Annotated in this window: 16 protein-coding genes; 5 read left to right on the top strand and 11 right to left on the bottom strand. The window is 69.6% G+C overall.

Going from position 1 to position 17,202, the window contains the following annotated elements:
- The coding region (locus ACWGI6_RS18565; RefSeq protein ID WP_453268498.1) for an Ig-like domain repeat protein at window positions 1–1,011 on the top strand (1,011 nt) is incomplete at its 5' end.
- A 25-nt stretch (window positions 1,012–1,036) separates the two neighbouring features.
- On the opposite strand, the gene ACWGI6_RS18560 is transcribed toward ACWGI6_RS18565, so the two are convergent.
- The 7 genes from ACWGI6_RS18560 to ACWGI6_RS18530 all read right to left on the bottom strand — a co-directional run bounded on the left by ACWGI6_RS18560 (window position 1,037) and on the right by ACWGI6_RS18530 (window position 6,510).
- Window positions 1,037–1,657 (bottom strand): L-threonylcarbamoyladenylate synthase, encoded by a 621-nt coding sequence (locus tag ACWGI6_RS18560; protein ID WP_453268497.1) that lies wholly within the window; start codon window positions 1,655–1,657, stop codon window positions 1,037–1,039.
- A gap of 120 nt (window positions 1,658–1,777) precedes the next feature.
- On the bottom strand, window positions 1,778–3,499 hold the full coding sequence (locus ACWGI6_RS18555) for an acyl-CoA dehydrogenase family protein (RefSeq protein ID WP_453268496.1): 1,722 nt from the start codon (window positions 3,497–3,499) through the stop codon (window positions 1,778–1,780).
- Between the two features lie 107 nt (window positions 3,500–3,606).
- On the bottom strand, window positions 3,607–4,164 hold the full coding sequence (locus ACWGI6_RS18550; protein WP_453268495.1) for a PadR family transcriptional regulator: 558 nt from the start codon (window positions 4,162–4,164) through the stop codon (window positions 3,607–3,609).
- Window positions 4,165–4,502: 338 nt separating this feature from the next.
- On the bottom strand, window positions 4,503–4,886 hold the full coding sequence (locus ACWGI6_RS18545; RefSeq protein WP_393905907.1) for a hypothetical protein: 384 nt from the start codon (window positions 4,884–4,886) through the stop codon (window positions 4,503–4,505).
- A gap of 39 nt (window positions 4,887–4,925) precedes the next feature.
- Window positions 4,926–5,312: a hypothetical protein gene (locus ACWGI6_RS18540; protein ID WP_453268494.1), complete on the bottom strand. Its 387-nt coding sequence runs from the start codon at window positions 5,310–5,312 to the stop codon at window positions 4,926–4,928.
- Between the two features lie 41 nt (window positions 5,313–5,353).
- Complete coding sequence (locus ACWGI6_RS18535; protein WP_453268493.1) at window positions 5,354–6,052, bottom strand: hypothetical protein; 699 nt, start codon at window positions 6,050–6,052, stop codon at window positions 5,354–5,356.
- 77 nt (window positions 6,053–6,129) lie between these two features.
- Window positions 6,130–6,510: a hypothetical protein gene (locus ACWGI6_RS18530; RefSeq protein ID WP_453268492.1), complete on the bottom strand. Its 381-nt coding sequence runs from the start codon at window positions 6,508–6,510 to the stop codon at window positions 6,130–6,132.
- Window positions 6,511–7,105: 595 nt separating this feature from the next.
- On the opposite strand from ACWGI6_RS18530, the gene ACWGI6_RS18525 reads away from it, so the two are divergent.
- A complete protein-coding gene (locus ACWGI6_RS18525) occupies window positions 7,106–7,366 on the top strand; it encodes a hypothetical protein (protein WP_453268491.1) in 261 nt (86 codons plus the stop codon).
- 54 nt (window positions 7,367–7,420) lie between these two features.
- Here ACWGI6_RS18525 and ACWGI6_RS18520 read toward each other — a convergent pair whose 3' ends face one another.
- On the bottom strand, window positions 7,421–10,369 hold the full coding sequence (locus tag ACWGI6_RS18520; RefSeq protein ID WP_453268490.1) for a helix-turn-helix transcriptional regulator: 2,949 nt from the start codon (window positions 10,367–10,369) through the stop codon (window positions 7,421–7,423).
- Window positions 10,370–10,724: 355 nt separating this feature from the next.
- Here ACWGI6_RS18520 and ACWGI6_RS18515 point away from each other — a divergent pair, with 355 nt between their 5' ends.
- On the top strand, window positions 10,725–11,150 hold the full coding sequence (locus tag ACWGI6_RS18515; RefSeq protein ID WP_453268489.1) for a DUF779 domain-containing protein: 426 nt from the start codon (window positions 10,725–10,727) through the stop codon (window positions 11,148–11,150).
- 179 nt (window positions 11,151–11,329) lie between these two features.
- Here the strand turns inward: ACWGI6_RS18515 and ACWGI6_RS18510 are convergent, their stop codons facing one another.
- The 3 genes from ACWGI6_RS18510 to ACWGI6_RS18500 all read right to left on the bottom strand — a co-directional run bounded on the left by ACWGI6_RS18510 (window position 11,330) and on the right by ACWGI6_RS18500 (window position 14,412).
- Window positions 11,330–12,277 carry a hypothetical protein gene (locus ACWGI6_RS18510; protein ID WP_453268488.1) on the bottom strand — a complete coding sequence of 316 codons (948 nt, stop codon included), beginning with the start codon at window positions 12,275–12,277 and terminating at the stop codon, window positions 11,330–11,332.
- 295 nt (window positions 12,278–12,572) lie between these two features.
- Window positions 12,573–13,091 (bottom strand): lytic polysaccharide monooxygenase auxiliary activity family 9 protein, encoded by a 519-nt coding sequence (locus ACWGI6_RS18505; protein WP_453268487.1) that lies wholly within the window; start codon window positions 13,089–13,091, stop codon window positions 12,573–12,575.
- Between the two features lie 301 nt (window positions 13,092–13,392).
- On the bottom strand, window positions 13,393–14,412 hold the full coding sequence (locus ACWGI6_RS18500; protein ID WP_453268486.1) for a LacI family DNA-binding transcriptional regulator: 1,020 nt from the start codon (window positions 14,410–14,412) through the stop codon (window positions 13,393–13,395).
- A 347-nt stretch (window positions 14,413–14,759) separates the two neighbouring features.
- Here ACWGI6_RS18500 and uriH point away from each other — a divergent pair, with 347 nt between their 5' ends.
- Window positions 14,760–15,707 carry a uridine-preferring nucleoside hydrolase UriH gene (uriH, locus tag ACWGI6_RS18495; protein ID WP_453268485.1) on the top strand — a complete coding sequence of 316 codons (948 nt, stop codon included), beginning with the start codon at window positions 14,760–14,762 and terminating at the stop codon, window positions 15,705–15,707.
- Window positions 15,704–17,146 carry a uridine transporter UriT gene (uriT, locus tag ACWGI6_RS18490; protein WP_453268484.1) on the top strand — a complete coding sequence of 481 codons (1,443 nt, stop codon included), beginning with the start codon at window positions 15,704–15,706 and terminating at the stop codon, window positions 17,144–17,146. Before uriH ends, uriT begins: the two co-directional genes overlap by 4 nt.
- Window positions 17,147–17,202 lie beyond the last annotated feature (56 nt).

Genomic DNA, 17,202 nt, shown 5'->3' with positions numbered 1-17,202 from the left:
CTCTCCGGCGGCACCGCCACCGTCACCCACACCTACGCCGGCACCTCCGGCAGCCCGTACACCGCCACGGCCGGCTACAACGGGGACACCAACTACACGACGTCGAGCGGCACCGACACCCAGACGGTCAACAAGTCCGCCACCAACACCACCGTGACCTCCGCCCCCGACCCCTCCGTCACCGGCCAGAGCGTCACCCTCACCGCCACCGTGGCGCCCGTGTCCCCCGGAACGGGCACCCCCACGGGCACCGTCACCTTCACCTTCGGCGACGGCACCAGCGCAACCACCGCCACCCTCTTCGGCAGCACCGCCATCACCACCCACACCTGGACCACCCGCACCGGCAGCCCGTTCCCGATCGCCGCCGTCTACAACGGGGACACCCGCTTCACCGCCTCCACCGGCACCGACACCCAGACCCTCAACAAGAGCATGACCACCACCACGGTGACCTCGACCCCGGATCCCTCCGCGTCCGGCCAGTCGGTCACCATCAGGGCGACGGTGTCCTCCGCGTCCGGCACGCCCACCGGCACCGTCACCTTCACCTTCGGGGACGGGACCGGCTCCGCCATCGCGCCGGTGTCCGGCGGGGTCGCGACCGTCACCCACGCCTACACCGGCACCACGGGCAGTCCGTTCACCATCTCGGCCGCCTACGGCGGGGACGCCAGCTTCACGGAGTCGAGCGGCACCGACACCCAGACCGTCGGCAAGGCCGCCACGACCACCGCCGTGGTGTCCACGCCGAACCCCTCGACGATGGGCGACCGGGTGACCCTCACCGCGACGGTCTCCACGACGGCCCCCGGAGCGGGCACCCCCAACGGGACCATCACCCTCGCCATCGCCGGGCGCACCCCCCAGACCGTCCCCCTGGTCAACGGCCAGGCCAGTGCGGTGTTCAACCCCCTGCCGAAGGGAACCCACCTCGTCACCGGCAACTACAACGGCGAGGTGAACTTCGCTCCGTCCAGCGGGACCACCATCCAGGTGGTCACCAACTGAGGCACCGCAGACGGCCGTCGGCCGGTTACTCGAACCGCGCGGGGTCGCCTGCTCCTCGGCGTACGATCTCGGCGCCGTCGCCGGAGAAGTCGATGACCGTGGTCGGCTCGGTGCCGCAGTCGCCCGAGTCGATCACCGCGTCCACCACATGGTCGAGCCGCTCCTTGATCTCCCACCCCTGCGTCATCGGCTCCTCCTCGTCGGGCAGCAGCAGGGTGCTGGAGAGCAGCGGCTCACCGAGTTCGGCGAGCAGGGCCTGGGTGACGACATGGTCCGGGATCCGGACTCCGACGGTCTTCTTCTTCGGGTGCAGCAGCTGGCGCGGCACCTCCTTCGTCGCGGGGAGGATGAAGGTGTAACTGCCGGGCGTCGCCGCCTTGACCGCGCGGAAGACGTCATTGTCGACGTGCACGAACTGACCCAGCTGCGCGAAGTTCTGGCACATCAGGGTGAAGTGGTGGCGGTCGTCGAGGTTCCGGATCGACCGGATCCGGTCGATGCCGTTGCGGCTGCCCAGCTGGCATCCCAGGGCGAAACAGGAGTCCGTCGGGTACGCGATGAGCGCGCCGGAGCGGATGCTGTCGGCCACCGTGCTGATGGTGCGTCGCTGAGGATTCTCGGGGTGCACGTCGAAGTATTTCGCCATCCGCCGAGCCTACGGGATCCGGCCACTCGTGCCACGTGGCAGGAGCGGCGGGCCCGGCCGGCACCTCGCGGCGTCGGCCGGACCCACCGGTCCGAAGACGGGCGGCCGGGGGCTGCGGGGTTACGGCGCCATCTCGTACGCCCCGGCCAGTGCCTCGACGCGCTCCCAGACGCGCGCCGATCGGGCGTCGTCGACGACCGGGCGCCGAACCGCGCCGAGTGCCCAGCGCTGCTGATCCGCGGTGGCCGAATCCTTGCCGTGCAGCTCGACGGCGTGTGCGGAGAAGTCGCGCACGAGGACGGCGAAGAGTTCGTCGAGCACCTCGGCGTCGAGGCCGGTCAGACGCGCCTGTTCCAGGATCAGCTGGCCGTGCACGACCAGCGCGAACAGCTGGCCGACGGCGAGCAGCAGATCGAGGTCGCGGCTCTGCTCCTCGCCGGGCGCGGCGGTGGTGACGAACTCGCACAGGGCGTCCGCCTGCTCCCGGAAGCGGCCGACGTTGGGCACCTCGGCGTAGGCGTCGTAGGCGGCGCGCCAGTCATGGAAGCGGATGGCGCCCAGGCCGCGGGCCGGGCCCTGCCGGAAGAGGAACGCGTCGTCGGCCGCGTCGAGGCGGGTCGGCACCGCCTCGTAGTCGGCCGCGTTCAGCAGGTGGTTGCCCATGAACTTGAGGATCAGGGCGAGGTTGACGTGGACCGTGCCCTCCAGCTTCGGCAGGCCGCGGATCTCGGTGGCGGCCTGGGCGAAGTAGGTGTCCTTCTCGAAGCCCTTGGCCGCGATGACGTCCCACATCAGGTCGATGACCTTCTCGCCCTCGGTGGTCACCTTCATCTTCGTCATCGGGTTGAACAGCAGATAGCGGCGGTCGTCGGGCCCGGCGGAGCGGAAGTAGTCGACGGCGCGGTCGCTGAACAGCTTCATCCCGACGAGGCGGACGTAGGCGTCGGTCAGCTCGCGGCGCACGTGCGGGAAGGCGGTGACGGGGCGGCCGTACAGGATGCGGTTCTGCGCATGATTGACGGCCTCGTACATCGCGTGCTCGCAGATGCCGATGGAGGCGGTGCAGAGGTTGAACTTGCCGACGTTGACGGTGTTGAGGGCGGCGTCGAAGGCGGCGCGGCCGGTGTGCAGTACGTCGTCCGGGCCGACCGGGTAGTCGTCGAGGCGGAATTCGCTGACGTACTTGGAGGAGTCGACGACGTTCTTCACGAGGTGGTACGCGGGGTGGCGGCTGTCGGCGGCGAAGAAGACATAGCCGTCCGGGCCCTCGATGTCGGTGCGGCGGCCGAAGACGGAGACGAGTCCGGCGGCGTTGCCGTTGCCGATGTAGTACTTGGAGCCGCTGGCGCGGAAGCCGCCGTCACCGTCGGGCTCCAGCAGCATGTCGGTGGAGTAGATGTCGGCGCCGTGGGCCTTCTCGGACAGGCCGAAGGCGAACACCTCGCCCTGGGCCAGGAGTTCGGCCGCGCGGCTACGGGCAACGGTGTTGTCGCTCTGCCAGACCGGGCCGAGCCCGAGGATGGTGACCTGCCAGGCGTACCAGTAGTCGAGCCCGTAGAAGCCGAATATCTCGTTGAGGGCGGCGATCCGGGCGGTGTCCCAGCGCTTGTCCTGCTGCCCGTCGGCGGCGGAGGCCGGGGTGAGGAAGGTCGCGAACAGCCCTTCCTTGGCGGAGAACGCGAGGAAGTCCGCCAGCCAGGCGCGGGAGCGGTAGTCCTCGATCAGCTTGCGCTTGCCGCGGTCCTCGAACCAGTCGACGGTGGCGCGCAGCAGCCTGCGGGTCTCGGGGTCGAAGTGCGCCGGGTCGTAGGTGCGCGGGTTGAACAGCAGCTGGTCGGCCATGGATGTTCGCCTTTCCGGCTCGGGGTTGGGGGATGGGGCGGGAAAGCTTCGGATGCGTGCCGGTGCACGGTTCGGTGGATGCCGGGTGGTGGCTCGCGGCCGCCGGTTCAGCGCTCGGGGCCGAGTCTGCGGAGGGTGGCGAGCACGTCGTCGAGCCAGGCGAGGGTCATCCGCTCATACGCGATGCCGCCGCGCAGCACGACATGCTGGAGCTCTTGCCCGGCGTCGGGCGTTGCGGGGGCCTCGGGTCCGGTGAAGTCCCGCCGCTCCCCCGCGAGATAGTGCGCGAGCCGGTCGGTGTGCGCCCGGTGGTGGCGCTCGACCTCGCGGATCAGTGCGGCCGGGTCGTCGAAGGCCGCGCCGCGGATCTTCACGGCGAGGTCGTGCCGGACGCTCTCGGGTTCGATCGGCTCGTGCAGCCACCGGGAGAGCGCGTCCCGGCCCGCGGCGGCGACGGAGTACTCCTTCTTGTCCGGCCGGGCCTGCTGCGGCACCTCGCGGACATCGATCCAGCCGTCGCTCTCCATACGTTTGAGGACGCGGTAGATCTGCTGGTGGGTAGCAGTCCAGAAGTATCCGATGGACCGCTCGAACCGCCGGGCCAGCTCATAGCCGGAGCCCGGCTTCTCCAGCAGAGAGACAAGGATCGCGTGGTCGAGCGCCATGCCCCGATCCTTCTATGCAACTCGTTGCATAGACAAGTGGGCACCGCCCGGGTGAGACACGGCTCACCCCGTGAACCGGTCCGCGCCCGGCGGCGAGGAGCGTAGGGGCCTGCCCCGGCCCGCCTACGTGGACCCGGCCGTCTCCGTACCGCAGCGCGGCCGCCCCGCATGGCAACGCCGTCGGAAGCGGCAGGCCGACGGGCATCGCCGCGCCGGTCCTGACCTCATGAGATACCGAAGTAGGTCTTGATCCCGCCGAGCATGAGCTGGATGCCGATCGGGCCCACGGAACGCGGCGGCCCGCCGGCGGAGTGCGCCGGCGGGCCCCGGGGAGTAGGTCAGCAGTTCACGCTGAGGACGTGGATCCCGGACACCAGCGTGCCTTCGAGCTTGTAACAGTGGTTCTTGTCGGCCTCGTTGAGGTACAGGGGTTGTGAGCCTCCCGACCAGTAAACGGTGACCACTGCCCCGGTCGCTTCCGCGGGAAAGTACCCTCTCCAGCTGGTCCCGATCGGCCTGTCGTGCTGGCAGTAGTTCTTGCTCTCTATGCCGGCCGGGCCCTTCCACTCGTAGCAGGTGTCGATGAGGGACCCCGCATTGTGCTCGAACGAGATGTAGTTGTCCGAGGCGGCAGCGGCGGACGGTGCGGACAGCACCGCGCCGGCCAGGGCGAGGCCCAGGGCCGCAGCACCGTATGTCAGGGAACGCTTTCTGCTTCGCATGCTGGAGTGCACCTCTCGCTTTGCTGGTCCGGACATGCTCTAGCAGTCCTTTTCGGTGATCTTCGGGTCGAAGGTGTAGCCGCTCAGCGCATAGCAATGACCCCGGCTCAGGTCCGTGATCTGCGGGGACACATTGCCGCCCCCGATTTGCGCCGCCACCGTCACCTCGACCTTGACGCCTTGGGCGTCACCGGGGATTTCCACCCGCCAGTCCGTGCCCTTGGGCTTCGCGTAATCGCAGGAGTCCGGGGTCGCCGAGGACTTCCAGTGGTAGCAGGTGTCGACCAGGAACCAGCCGTTGTTGGTGAATCCGATGTAATTGCCCGAGCCCGCGGCGGCGGCGGACGGTGCCGTCATCGCCGCGCCGGCCAGCGCGAGTCCCAGGGCGGCAGCACCATAGGCCGCCGACTTCTTGATTTTCCGCACAGGATGATCCTTCGTGGAGGGTTCGCGAGTGGGACCGGCGCTCAGCGCCCGTTCTTCAAGGTGGCGTTGCAGGCGACCACGTCGGTGTCCGCCCGTGCCGTCACGTTCAGCGGAATTTCGGTGCGCAGCCCGCTGATCTTCGCGCCGCCGAACTCGCCGCCCTGGATGGTCACATCGGAGACTCGCTGTTCCATGTCATGGCCCATCATCAGCATCCCCTTCTGCCCGGGCTTGATGGTGATCCTGATGTCGCCGCTCTTCGTCTCGGCGTTGGTCTGGCTGTACTGCGCGCTGGCGCCGACCCCCAGCTTGTCCTTGACCAGGGTGATATCGACGCTGGCGCCGACGTTCCATCCCCACGTGAAGGTCTTGCTTCCGCTGAGCGTCTGGTTTATTTCCGCGCCCCCTCCACCGCAGTTCTGAATAGGACCGACGTCCATGCCGGCGTTGTCCACGTCGAACCACTTCGTCACCTGGTTGCTTTCCAGGGTCGTCGCGGCGCATGACACCTTGCTGTCATTGCACTGTTCCAGTGCGCGCTTGACTTCTTCCGCGGAATCCACCTTGTAGCCGTTGTCATACGTGACGGAGGGGCTTCCTTGCTCCACCCACTTGTCGGTGTGGCCATTGACGTCGGTGGAGTTGGCCTGCGCGGCCGATGCCATGGGCGCCGCCATGGCGAGCGCGAGGGTGACGGCACCGAGGACGAGACCCGTTCGGGATGCGGATGTGGAGATCAACGTATTCCTCACTCTGTTGCTGATGGAACTCGATGCGGCGGAGAGCGCGACGGCGGCGCTTCCCACGGTGTCTGCCGTCAGCAGCCCGTTTCCTGGAGCTTCGGCCGGTCGGCGAGACCGGTGATCTCGAAGCAGTGATTCCTGTTCGCGTCGCTCACCGCGGCGGTGTCCACCGTGTCGTAGGTGACCACGCTGGCACTGAGGTCGATCTTCACGCCGGTCGCATCCGCCGGGAAATATGCTTTCCAGGTGTCGTTCACCGGCCGGACGTTGTGGCAGTAGTTCTTGCTCTCGGCGCCGTTCCACTTGTAGCAGGTGTTGGCGAGAATGCCGGCGTGGTTGGTGATCTGAATGTAGTTGTCGGATCCGGCATAAGCGGCGGGGGCGGAAAGAACGGCCGAGAAGCACGCGGAACCCGCCGCGAGGAGACCGAATACGGCCCGATGGTTGACCTTCACGATGGCTACTTCCTCTTGCACTGTCTTCTGCCGCCCGGGGAATGCGGCGTTGTCGGGTCCGAGTAAGTCATGGGCGAACCGCCGAATCAATTGGTTCCGGCTAAGACTTCGGTACCCGGAGAAAGGCCCTCCGAGGTACCACGAGGAAGCCCGTAAGAAACCGGGAACCACGGCTTCGGACCACGAGGCCCCACGGCTCCGTAGCGCGGCGGACCACGGGAGCGGGGGACGCCCACGGACCTACCGAAAGTCCCGCATCCGAAGGTGAGGGGCTTTCGGGGGCGATGGGGCGATAGGGCCGAGGCCACGGGCGTCCGGGCACGGCCGGAGGGACACACCCGCACGCCGGGCCGGGTGGTGGCTTCACGCCCCACGGGCAGCCCCGGCGTCGGCAGCCCGGCAACCCGGCAACCCGGCAACCCGGCAGCCCGACAGCCCGACAGCCCGGCAGCCCGGCCAGCCAATTGCACCATCGACCATAGGACGTTCAGGCGTTCAAGATCTCCCAGGAACGGCGGACCAGAAGCCGGATTGGGGATATTCTGAATCCGGCTATCCGGCTTCTGGCGTTATTCACCGTAAACAGGGGGGCAATATGTGGTCAGGCAGGCAGGCCGATTACTTCGAACAAACCGGGCAGGCGATCGCCGAGGAGATACAGCGAAACCGCTCCAGGCAGCGCGCCGAGGCCGTCAAGTACAGCAGAGAGCAAGCAGAACAGAGCCGCAAGATCGCCCATGAAACCGAGGCCGTCGAGCTGGAACGCCTCGCGGTCCTCGGGCAGATCCCACAGGCCGAATACAAGGCCCGTATGGCCGCCCTGGCAGAAATCACCGACGCCGGATCCGGCCGATAGAACCCGGACCCACCGTGGCCCCTGCAACCGAAGGTGCGGGAGCGCCAGGCTCCATCAACGAGACACGCTCCAGGGGTCTGCGGGACCACTCCCCCTGCGCACCCTGTCCGCTTCGGCCAGTGCGGCCGCCAGGTGCGGGCGGCCGGTGATGCCGAGCTTGCGGTAGGCGCCCGTGAGGTGGGTTTCCACGGTCCGCAGCGAGACGACCAGCAGTTCGGCGATCTGCTTGTTGCTATATCCCTGGGCTGCCAGCGTGCCGACGCGTTCCTCCCCCGCGGTCAGCGCCCCGACTCCCGGCCCACCGGATCTGCCGACTCGCCCGCCGGCGAGGTGCAACCGCTCCCCCAGGCGCGTGGCGAGCGCCGTGGCGCCACAGCCCACGGCAAGGTCCAGGCCGTGGCGCAGTGCCGTGCGGGCGCCGCGTCTGTCGTCCTGCTGCAGCAAGGCGGCCCCGAAGTCATGGAAAGCGCGGGCGAGTTCGAGGCGTGCCGGACTCGGCGTGAGTACGCTCACGGCTTCGGCCAGCATGTCCAGCCCCTGGCGGCCGCGCGTCACCCTTCCCGCCACCCGCAGCGCCACCCCGAGGGTCCGTGGGATCTGGCAGCGCCGGGCGAGATCGAGCTCCTGCTCGACCAGCGCATGGGCCGGCCTGGCCTCCCCCAGGGCGAGATGGACGGCCGCGGCGCGGGAGCGCCACGGGGACATCGCGGGGCTGGCCGTCCCGGCGGCATCACAGTGGTGACCGCACTCGCGCAGCAGGGAGAGCCCCGCACGCGGCTGGCCCTGGGCGATCCGCAGTGCTGCCAGGCTCATGAGGAAGCGGGGCCGTTCCCAGGCCACTTCCGCCTGCCCGGCCACGGAATGTGTGCCGGCGACCCGCTCGGCCGCCTCGGTCCGGCCCTGGGCGAGAAGGGCGTCGATCCTGATGGTGTCCAGGGTCAGTGCGTACGGGAGCCTCCCGGTGGAGGAGGCCTGGTCCGCGGCGGTCTGAGCGGTGCCGAGGGCTTCGGTGACATTCCCTCGGCGCAGCGCCAGCCCTGCTTGGTAGAGCATCAGGGAGGAGACGAGCAGTTCCATGCCCCGGCCCGAGATCTCCCGGGTCAGATGGCGGTTGAGCTGGTCGGCCGTTTCGAGTTCGTCGAGGTAGAGCAGTGTCTGGGCGACGAAGTAGTGCAGCGGGAACAGGTCATGGGAGAACGCCGGCAGATTGACGGAAGCGCGCTCGATGAGACCGGCGACGTACGGGGCGGGCAGGGCGGCTCGCAGGGCGCGGAAGGCCCGGATCGCGAGCAGTTGGCGTTCCCCCGCGGTGCGGTCGGCCAGGTCGTCGTCCGTGCCGGGGGACGGCGCCGGGGCCGGCCTGCCGGCGGACGGCCGCTCGAACTCCATCCACGAGCGCAGCGCACTCATCCGCAGCGTCAGTTCGCGGTCTGCGGACCCGGAGTCCGCCGTGCGCCGGTCGCACAGCGCCGCGATCTTCCGGTCCACGCTCGACAGGTCCGTACGGGAGCCGCGGGAGAGGAGCAGCGAGTAGGCCAGCACCCCCAGGGCGTCGCTGCGGGCCGTTTCGTCGGTCAGCTCCTCGAGCGCGCTGGTGACACAGGAGATGGCCAGCGCGGCATCGTAATGGCTGGCCGCGGTGCCCAGTTCCAGGAGCACGCGGGCGCGCTCGGCGCCGTCCAGCGGCTGGTTCAACGCGGAGCGCAGACAGGTCACGGCGGTTTCCGGTGCGCCGCGGTGTAATGCCTGCGTGGCGGCTCTGCGCAGCACCGGCAGGACCCAGGAGCCGTGCACCGGACCGGCGGCCAGCAGATGGGCCGCGACTTCCTCGTCGGGACGTCCGCTGAGGCAGGACACCTGGGCCGCCCGCGCATGGCCGGCACCGAGTTCCTCGGGTGACAGCATGCCGAGCACCGTGTCGCGGACGACCAGATGGGTGAAGCGGAGGTCGCCGTCCGCCCGCAGCAGCCCCAGGGACCGCAGGTCCTCGGCTGCGGAGAGCACCACGGCCCGCCCTGTCCCGCAGAACGCGGCGAGCAGTTCCGGTGGTTTGCGGTCGCCCAGGAAGGCCAGCGCCCGCGCCAGCTCCACGACCTCGCCGGACGCCTGGCAGAGCCGGTGGGAGATCTCCCCGCCGAGCGTCGACAGCATCACCGTGGGGATCTGGTCCCGGAACGGCGTCGTCGGCCGGACCCCGCTGCGCTGCGCCTGGTGGAGCAGGGCACGGACGAACAGCGGGTGCCCGCCCGTGGCAGCGTGACAGGCGGCGCAGAAGGCCTCGTCGGGCTCCTCCGCACCCCAGAGCGACCGCACCAGCTGCCCCACGCCGCGCACGTCGAGCGGCTCCACGACGATGGTGTGGCAGTTCGCGGGACGGACGAGCTCGGCGAACAGCGGATCGAGCCTCTTGACCTCGGCGCTACGCGTGGTCACGGCGATCAGCACGGGGTGACTGTCCGCCCGTCCGACAAAATGCACCAGCCATCGCAGTGACGGCTGGTCGATCCACTGCAGGGCGTCGACCGCCAGGAGCAGGGGTTGCCGGCGGGAGAGCCGGGAGACGAGGGCGTCGAGTTCCCGGAGCGTCGAGGCCGTCACATTGGCTGTCTCCGGCAGCGGATCCGTGGCGGCATCGTCGTCCAGCGCCCGCAGCGTGGCCGCTGCGGAACCTTCCAGGAGGCGTGCGCGGTCGGTCTCGGAGACTGCCGCCAGAAGGGGCTTGAACAGCTGCCGCACCGCACCGAAGGCGAATTCGCGCTCAAGAGGATGGCAGCGGGCCCGCAGCACCCGGAACTGCTCGTTCCGTTCCCACCAGGTACTCAGCAGGACGGACTTGCCGACCCCTGCCGACCCTTCGAGCTGTACGACACGGGACCGGCCGGACAGGACGTCGGCGGCCACGGCGTCGAGGGCGGCGAGCTCGCGTTCGCGCCCCACCAACGGCCAGTCGTCACCGCATGCATCACGGGAATGTCCGAACGTCACCAGTTGCTCAACTCTCATCTTGTGCATCTGGCCTTCGAGACGTGCCCATGACCACCACGGTTGCCTGAGCCGGGCAGCCGGATGCGGCCTGCCGGCCGGGTCCGCGGTCGCGGGGAATCTCCGACGCCGCCGGTCCCCACCGGATCTGACAGCCCGCCCTCGTGTGCAACCACCTCGCAACGTTGCAGGGAGTTAACTGGGGCACTGCCTCGGTGGCGGCTCGGTGACCATGTTCCGGCCCGTTCCGGTCCGGTTCACCGCCGTCCCGGGAGCGACATCCGTTGTGGCCGGTCAGGAGAGGACGGCACGTGTACCGACAAGAGATCGACAACCCGCAGGTCAGCGGCACCGTGAAGAAGTCGGAGCGCTCCTGATGAGCGGCGGCGAGGAGCAGGAGGCGGCCGCCGGGGACACGGTCCCGGAGGGCGCTTCGCGTATCGCGCTGAGCGCGGCGGCGAGCGAACTGCTGCGCCTGCTGCGCGATCAGCACGGCCCGCTGATGTTCCACCAGTCCGGCGGCTGCTGTGACGGCAGCGCCCCCATGTGCTACCCGGCCGGGGAATTCCGTACGGGATCGTCGGATGTGCTGCTGGCCCGGCTGGCCGTGGAGGGTGTGCCGGAACCGGTGGGGTTCTGGATGTCGGCGGACCAGTTCGAGCGCTGGCGGCACACGCATCTGACGGTGGACGTCGTACCGGGGCGGGGCAGTGGCTTCTCCCTGGAGGCGCCGGAGGGCGTCCGCTTTCTGATCCGCTCACGGCTGTTCACCGACCAGGAACGCGCAGTTCTCGGCGACTGAGGCCGCCAGAAGCCGGGGAATGAGAGACAGAGCGAGGCCCCACACACGGGGGAGAGCGTGGGGCCTCACCCTGTAAAACGGGCGGACGGCGCCGCAGGTTCCCGTTCGGTGAAAATTCCGCAAGAAAATCTTGTGCGCGGCGTGTAGGCCCCGCGGCCCGGCCGGCCCGATGCCGCCGCTCAGGCCTCGTCCTGCACCAACCGTTCCAGCAACTCCTGGAAGTCCGCGTCCGCCACCACCCGCAGCCCCTCGCCGTCCAGCTGGCTCAGCGGGGTCATCACACCCCGGCGCCACCAGAAGACCCGGGGGCTGATGGCGCCCGCCGCGTCCTCGTGACCGGCCGCCGCGAACTGCGCCATGGCCTGCAACGCCGGGATGACCTGGGCATCGTGAATACGGTGGAACGCCAGCTGGTGGCGGAAGGGCAGGGCGACCAGCGCACCGTCCGAGGTGAGCTCGGTGCCCATCAGGCGCTGCACCAGTTCGTCCAGCACCAGCACCCGGCTCGCGGTGAAGAAGGAGTCGCCGAGCAGCACCTCGAACGCCGAGCCGTCGCCGCGCCGCACGGTCTCATGCCCTTCGACCGGCAGGGCGCGCAGATTGTTCATCGCCCGGATCCGCAGCTCCGCCACGTCCCCGAGGTCGGTCAGGGAGTCCTCGCTCAGCATCTGCACCGCCTCGGGCAGATCGAGGGCGAGTACTTCCCGCAGCCCCGGCGCCGGCGCGCGGCCGTAGCGGAAGGAGTCGGAGGCGGGCAGCGTCTCCTGGGCGACCACGCGAGGGTAGAGACAGGCCCGGATCTCGTCCGCGCTGAGGATCTCCAGTGGCTGCGGGCCGTCCATCGTGCGGAGCACCTTGCCGACGTGATCCCGGATCAGCGCGGCCCAGCTGCGCTCGCCGCGCCGGTCACGGTGGCACACCGCGGCGAGGTTGCCGAGGCCGAACTGCCGGCCCGCGGCGTCGGTGACCACGCCCGCATACGCGGTGACTTCGAGCCCCTGTTCCGCGAAGGCCTGCCGGACCTGCGATCTGAAGACGCCGCCTTCGCGCTCGGAGAAGAAGCTGAACTCCCCGTCGCGTGCCAGATCGCGGGGATCCCGCTTCGGTCCTCGGCGGAACAGGCCCATCTCTTCCTCCCGGCAGCGGCCACGAACAACGGCCTTGAATGGGCCGATCGTAACGGGTGCACCGCCGCCCTCGTCGCCCTGTCGCCTGCCGTTCACGGCGGTGACCGGCGCAGGGAGACGAGGTGGTGGGGCCGGAAGGACGAGGGAGGGAGGAGGGGGCGGGAGGACGGACGGGCCAGGTGTGCTCCCGTCACCCACGTGCCGGGACAGCGCACTCAGGGCCTGGCCGATGCATCAGGGCCCAGGGCGTGTCTTTCGGATCCTCGCGGGCCCGTGCTGATCCGAAAGACACGGCCTAACCGCCGATGTTGACGTCGATGCAGGCGTAGAAGGCATTCGCCGTATCGGCGATGTTCCAGACCGCGAGGATCTTCTGCTTGCCCTTGATGGCACCGAAGTTGACGGTGTGGGAGACGGTCTCCGGTGGCTGGGCACCGCCGTCGTTGAACTCGGCGACCTTCTTCCCGCCTATGAAGTACTGCCAGGTGCTGGTGGAATGACGGGCCGTCAATTTCCAGCTGAAGGTCTGTGAGCTGCCGATCGGGGTGACCTTCCAGCCCTTGGCATCATCGTCGAGTTCGGCGAACCGGCTATTGCCGCCACTGCAGCTGGTCAGCCCCTTGGGACCCTCGACGCTCTGCGGTTCCCATTTGATCGGGCCGCAGTCGATGGCGCCCGCGGCACACTGCGCCTGCCGGCTGGGCGGCGAGGACACATATCCGTGCGCGCTTGCCGGGCTGACCGGCATGGTGACGACGAGCAGCGGGGCGATTCCCGCACCGATGGCGAGGGCCAGCCTTCTCTTCTTGTGCATGACAACCCTTTCGCGAAGGAAGCCGCCGCGCGAGAACGACGGATCCGACGCCATGGCGGGCGCCGAACGTCCGCCCCGGGAAGCCTCGTTGAGTGGGGGGTGGAAGACGCGAGGGTGCACCAATTGGTCTAGACTTTACTCTCTGACCGCGTACGGTCAAGAGTCGTGAGCGCTCCGGCTCTCCCCTGCCGGCCGTTCTTCGGGACCGGTACGGGCATGCTTCGTCGCCGCGGGAGGAACGCCCCGAGGCGATCGCGGTCAGTGGAGGTCAGCGGATCGGTTCCGGTCAAGACGGCTGCGGTCAACGGGGCAAGGGAGCGCCGACGGGTGCGCTGGACGCCCGTACGACCAGCCGCGGTGCCAGCCGGACCGTGCGCCGCGCTCCCGGCTCCCCCGCGGCCGGGCCCCGGCTCAGCAGACGGGCGGCCTCGGCGGCCAGTTCGCCGACCGGCTGGCGGACGGTGGTCAGCGCCGGGTCGGCGAGACCCGCGAGCGGGATGTCGTCAAAGCCGGTGACGGCGACCTCGCCCGGTACCTCCGCACCCAGTTGCCGCAGACGTTGCAGGGCACCGGCGGCGATGAGGTCGTTGGCGCAGATCAGAGCGTCCGGGCGGGCCGGCCAGACGCGGTCGACGGCGGCCCGCCCCCACTCCACCGAGAAGTCACCGAGTTCGATGCGTCCAGGGGCCGTGGGATCCAGCGCCCCGGCACCCGCCTCGTAGGCCGCGCGTCGTTCGACCGCCGCCGACGCGGTCCCGGCCGCGCCGACGAAGCACGGGCGGCGGCGGCCGGTGGCAGCCAGATGATCGAGCACCAGCGCCATACCGGCCGCGTTGTCGACGGCGACGGAGTCGGCGACGCCGGGACCGCAGCCGCGGTCGAGCAGCACCAGCGGCACCCGGGCGGCCGCGCTTGCCACCGCCTCCCGGCTGCGCCGTTCGTCGACGGGTATCAGCAGCAGGGCGTCGACCTGCCGCCCCAGGAACGCGCCGATCCGGGCCGCCTCGGTCACCGGGTCGTCGTCGCAGTCGGCGAGGAGTACGGCCCGCCCCTCGGCATGCAGGGCGTGCTCCAGCTCCCGGACGAGGGAGGGGAAGAACGGGTTGGTGATCTGCGGCAGAACGAGTCCGACGGTGCCGGTGGAACGGCTGCGCAGGGCGCGGGCCACATGGTTGGGCCGGTAGCCCAGACGCTCGGCCGTCTCACGTACGGTGCGTGCGGTCTCGGCGCCGACCGGACGGGTGCCGGCCAGCACACGGGAGACCGTGGCAATGGAGCAGCCCGACGCCAGCGCGACATCCCGCAACGTGACTTCGGCCACCGTCTCCCGGCTCCCTTCGCTCGGCCCGCCCGAACCGGAGGGAGCATACGCCCCCTTGCTCATCTGGCAAACGTTGTCCCATGAACGGCGGATCCCCCGGCCGCCCCACCCACTCTTCGTCCCGATAACAGCCGGATGGCCAGAGATTGAACCATTGACAACCAGCAGGTCTATGAGTCAAGTTTCCGGAGAACGTTTTCCCATGCTGCTCGCTCGTCGGCTGACTCCACGCCCGGGCTCGCCGATGGGCGACCGCCGGGCGCGCTGTGCGCCGGCCCATGCCGGCCCGCGCACACCACCACTTTCATCACCGCTGTTCCGAGCAGCAGAGCAAAGGGGCTCTTCCGTTGGCCAGAAAGATCATCCTCGACTGCGACCCGGGGCATGACGATGCGATCGCCATGCTCCTGGCACATGGCAATCCCGACGTCGAGCTGGTCGCCGTGACGACCGTGGTCGGGAACCAGACGCTGGAGAAGGTGACCCGCAATGCCCTGTCCGTGGCGCGCATCGCCGGGATCACGGGCGTGCCCTTTGCCGCCGGCTGCCCGCGTCCGCTGGTGCGGGCCATCGAGACGGCACCGGACATCCACGGCGAGACCGGTCTCGACGGCCCGGACCTGCCCGAGCCGGCCATCGAGCTGGACCGCCGGCACGCGGTGGACCTGATCATCGACACCGTGATGTCCCACGAGCCCGGCGAGATCACCATCGTCCCGACCGCGGGCCTGACGAACATCGCGCTGGCCGTACGCAAGGAGCCGCGGATCGCGGAGCGGGTCCGCGAGGTCGTGCTGATGGGCGGCGGCTACCACGAGGGCAACTGGAGCGCGGTCGCCGAGTTCAACATCATCATCGACCCCGAGGCCGCGCACATCGTCTTCAACGAGCGCTGGCCGGTGACCATGGTCGGCCTCGATCTGACCCATCAGGCGCTGGCGACCCCGGAGGTCGATGCGAAGATCGCCGCGGTCGGCACCCGCCCGGCCAGGTTCGTCGGTGAGCTGCTGGACTTCTTCCGTGAGGCCTACCGCGAGAACCAGGGCTTCGAGTACCCGCCGGTCCACGACCCGTGCGCGGTGGCGTACGTCATCGACCCGGACGTCATGACCGTACGCAAGGCCCCGGTGGACATCGAGCTGCGCGGTGCGCTGACGGTCGGGATGACCGTGACGGACTTCCGTGCGCCCGCCCCGGACGACTGCACCACCCAGGTCGCGGTCAAGCTGGACCACGAGCGGTTCTGGAACCTCGTCGTGGACGCACTCGAGCGGATTGGCGACGTCGAGGCATGAACCTTTCCACCACACAGCGCCCCACCGAGGTGACGGGCGGCGGCGGATCCGGTGTCCGGATAGGCGTACTGGTCGCGGCACTGCTCGCGGCGTGCTTCGCCTTCCAGCTCAACGCCAGCATGCTCAGCCCCGCGCTGAAGAACATCGAGGACACCCTCGGCGCCAGTTCCGCCGAGATCGGCCTCACCCAGACCGCGTTCTTCACCTCGGCGGCGCTGTTCTCCCTGTTCCTCCCGCGGCTGGGCGATGTCATCGGCCGCCGCCGGGTGCTGGCCGGCATGCTCGCCCTGATGGTCGTCGGCTGTGTGGTCGCCGCGCTGGCGACCAGCGTGCCGATGCTGTTCGCCGGCCGCGTCATCCAGGGTGTCTGCGGTCCGGTCGTCCCGCTGTGTCTGATCATGCTGCGGGTCGAGGTGAAGGAGCCGAAGCGGTACGGCACCTTGCTCGGCGTGATCACCGCCGTCAACGGCGGTATCGCCGGTGTCGACTCCCTCGCGGGCGGCTACCTCGCCGACAACCACGGTTTCGGGTCGGTCTTCTGGGCGATGGCGGTCGTCGCGGCCCTGGCGACCGTGCTGGTCGCCACGCTGACCCCCGAGTCGACCTCGCCCGCGGCGACCCGTATGGACTGGCCCGGGGTCGCGCTGCTCGTCGTCTCCGTCGGCTCCCTGCTGATCGCGCTCAACGAGGCGGGCAAGCTGGCCGCCGCCAGCTGGCCACTGATCGCCGTCCTGCTCGTGCTGTCCGCGGTCGCCTTCGCGCTGTTCTGGCGGACCGAGAACCGCAGCGGGCACCCGCTGGTCGCCACGCGGCACCTCAAGCAGCGCGCGACCTGGGCGACCCTGCTGACCACCGTGCTCACCATGACCGGTGTGTTCGCCGTGATGAACGGGCTGATCCCGGCCTTCGCCCAGGACGCACAGGCCGGTCTCGGTATGAGCGCCGAAGCCTCCGCGTGGTGGACGCTGTCCCCGTACGCGCTCGCCGGGCTGGCCATGGGCCCGCTGGCCGGCCGCCTCGCCGCCACCTTCGGCTACGGCCGCATCCTGCGGTTCGGCCTGGTCGGGTCGGTGGCGACGGTTGCGCTGATGCTGCTGACGATGCACAGCCATTCGCAGGTCCTGCTGCTGGTGACGTCCATCCTGGTGGGCATCGCCTACGCGGGCGTGGCGAACATCGTCCTCAACGGGCTGGGCATCGTCCTGTCCCCCAGCGAGAACCCGGGCTTCCTGCCCGGCCTCAACGCGGGCGCGTTCAACCTCGGCGCGGGGCTCAGCTTCGCGCTCCTCTACGCGGTCAAGACCGCCGCCTCGCCGGCCGACCCGTCGTCATCCGGCGGCTACACCGCCGGCATGATCGCGGGCGTGGTCATCCTGGCCGCGGCCATTGCGACGTCCTTCCTGATCCCGAAGCCGGTGGCGGCCGAAGCCCAGAGCTGAGGCACCTGCCGGGTACCAACTCGCCGCCCGCCGCCGGATTCCCGGTCGGCGGGCGG

The sequence above is a fragment of the Streptomyces sp. NPDC054786 genome, from assembly GCF_053611685.1.
Note: the sequence above shows the minus strand (reverse complement) of the source record. Positions and strands in the feature narration are given on the sequence as shown.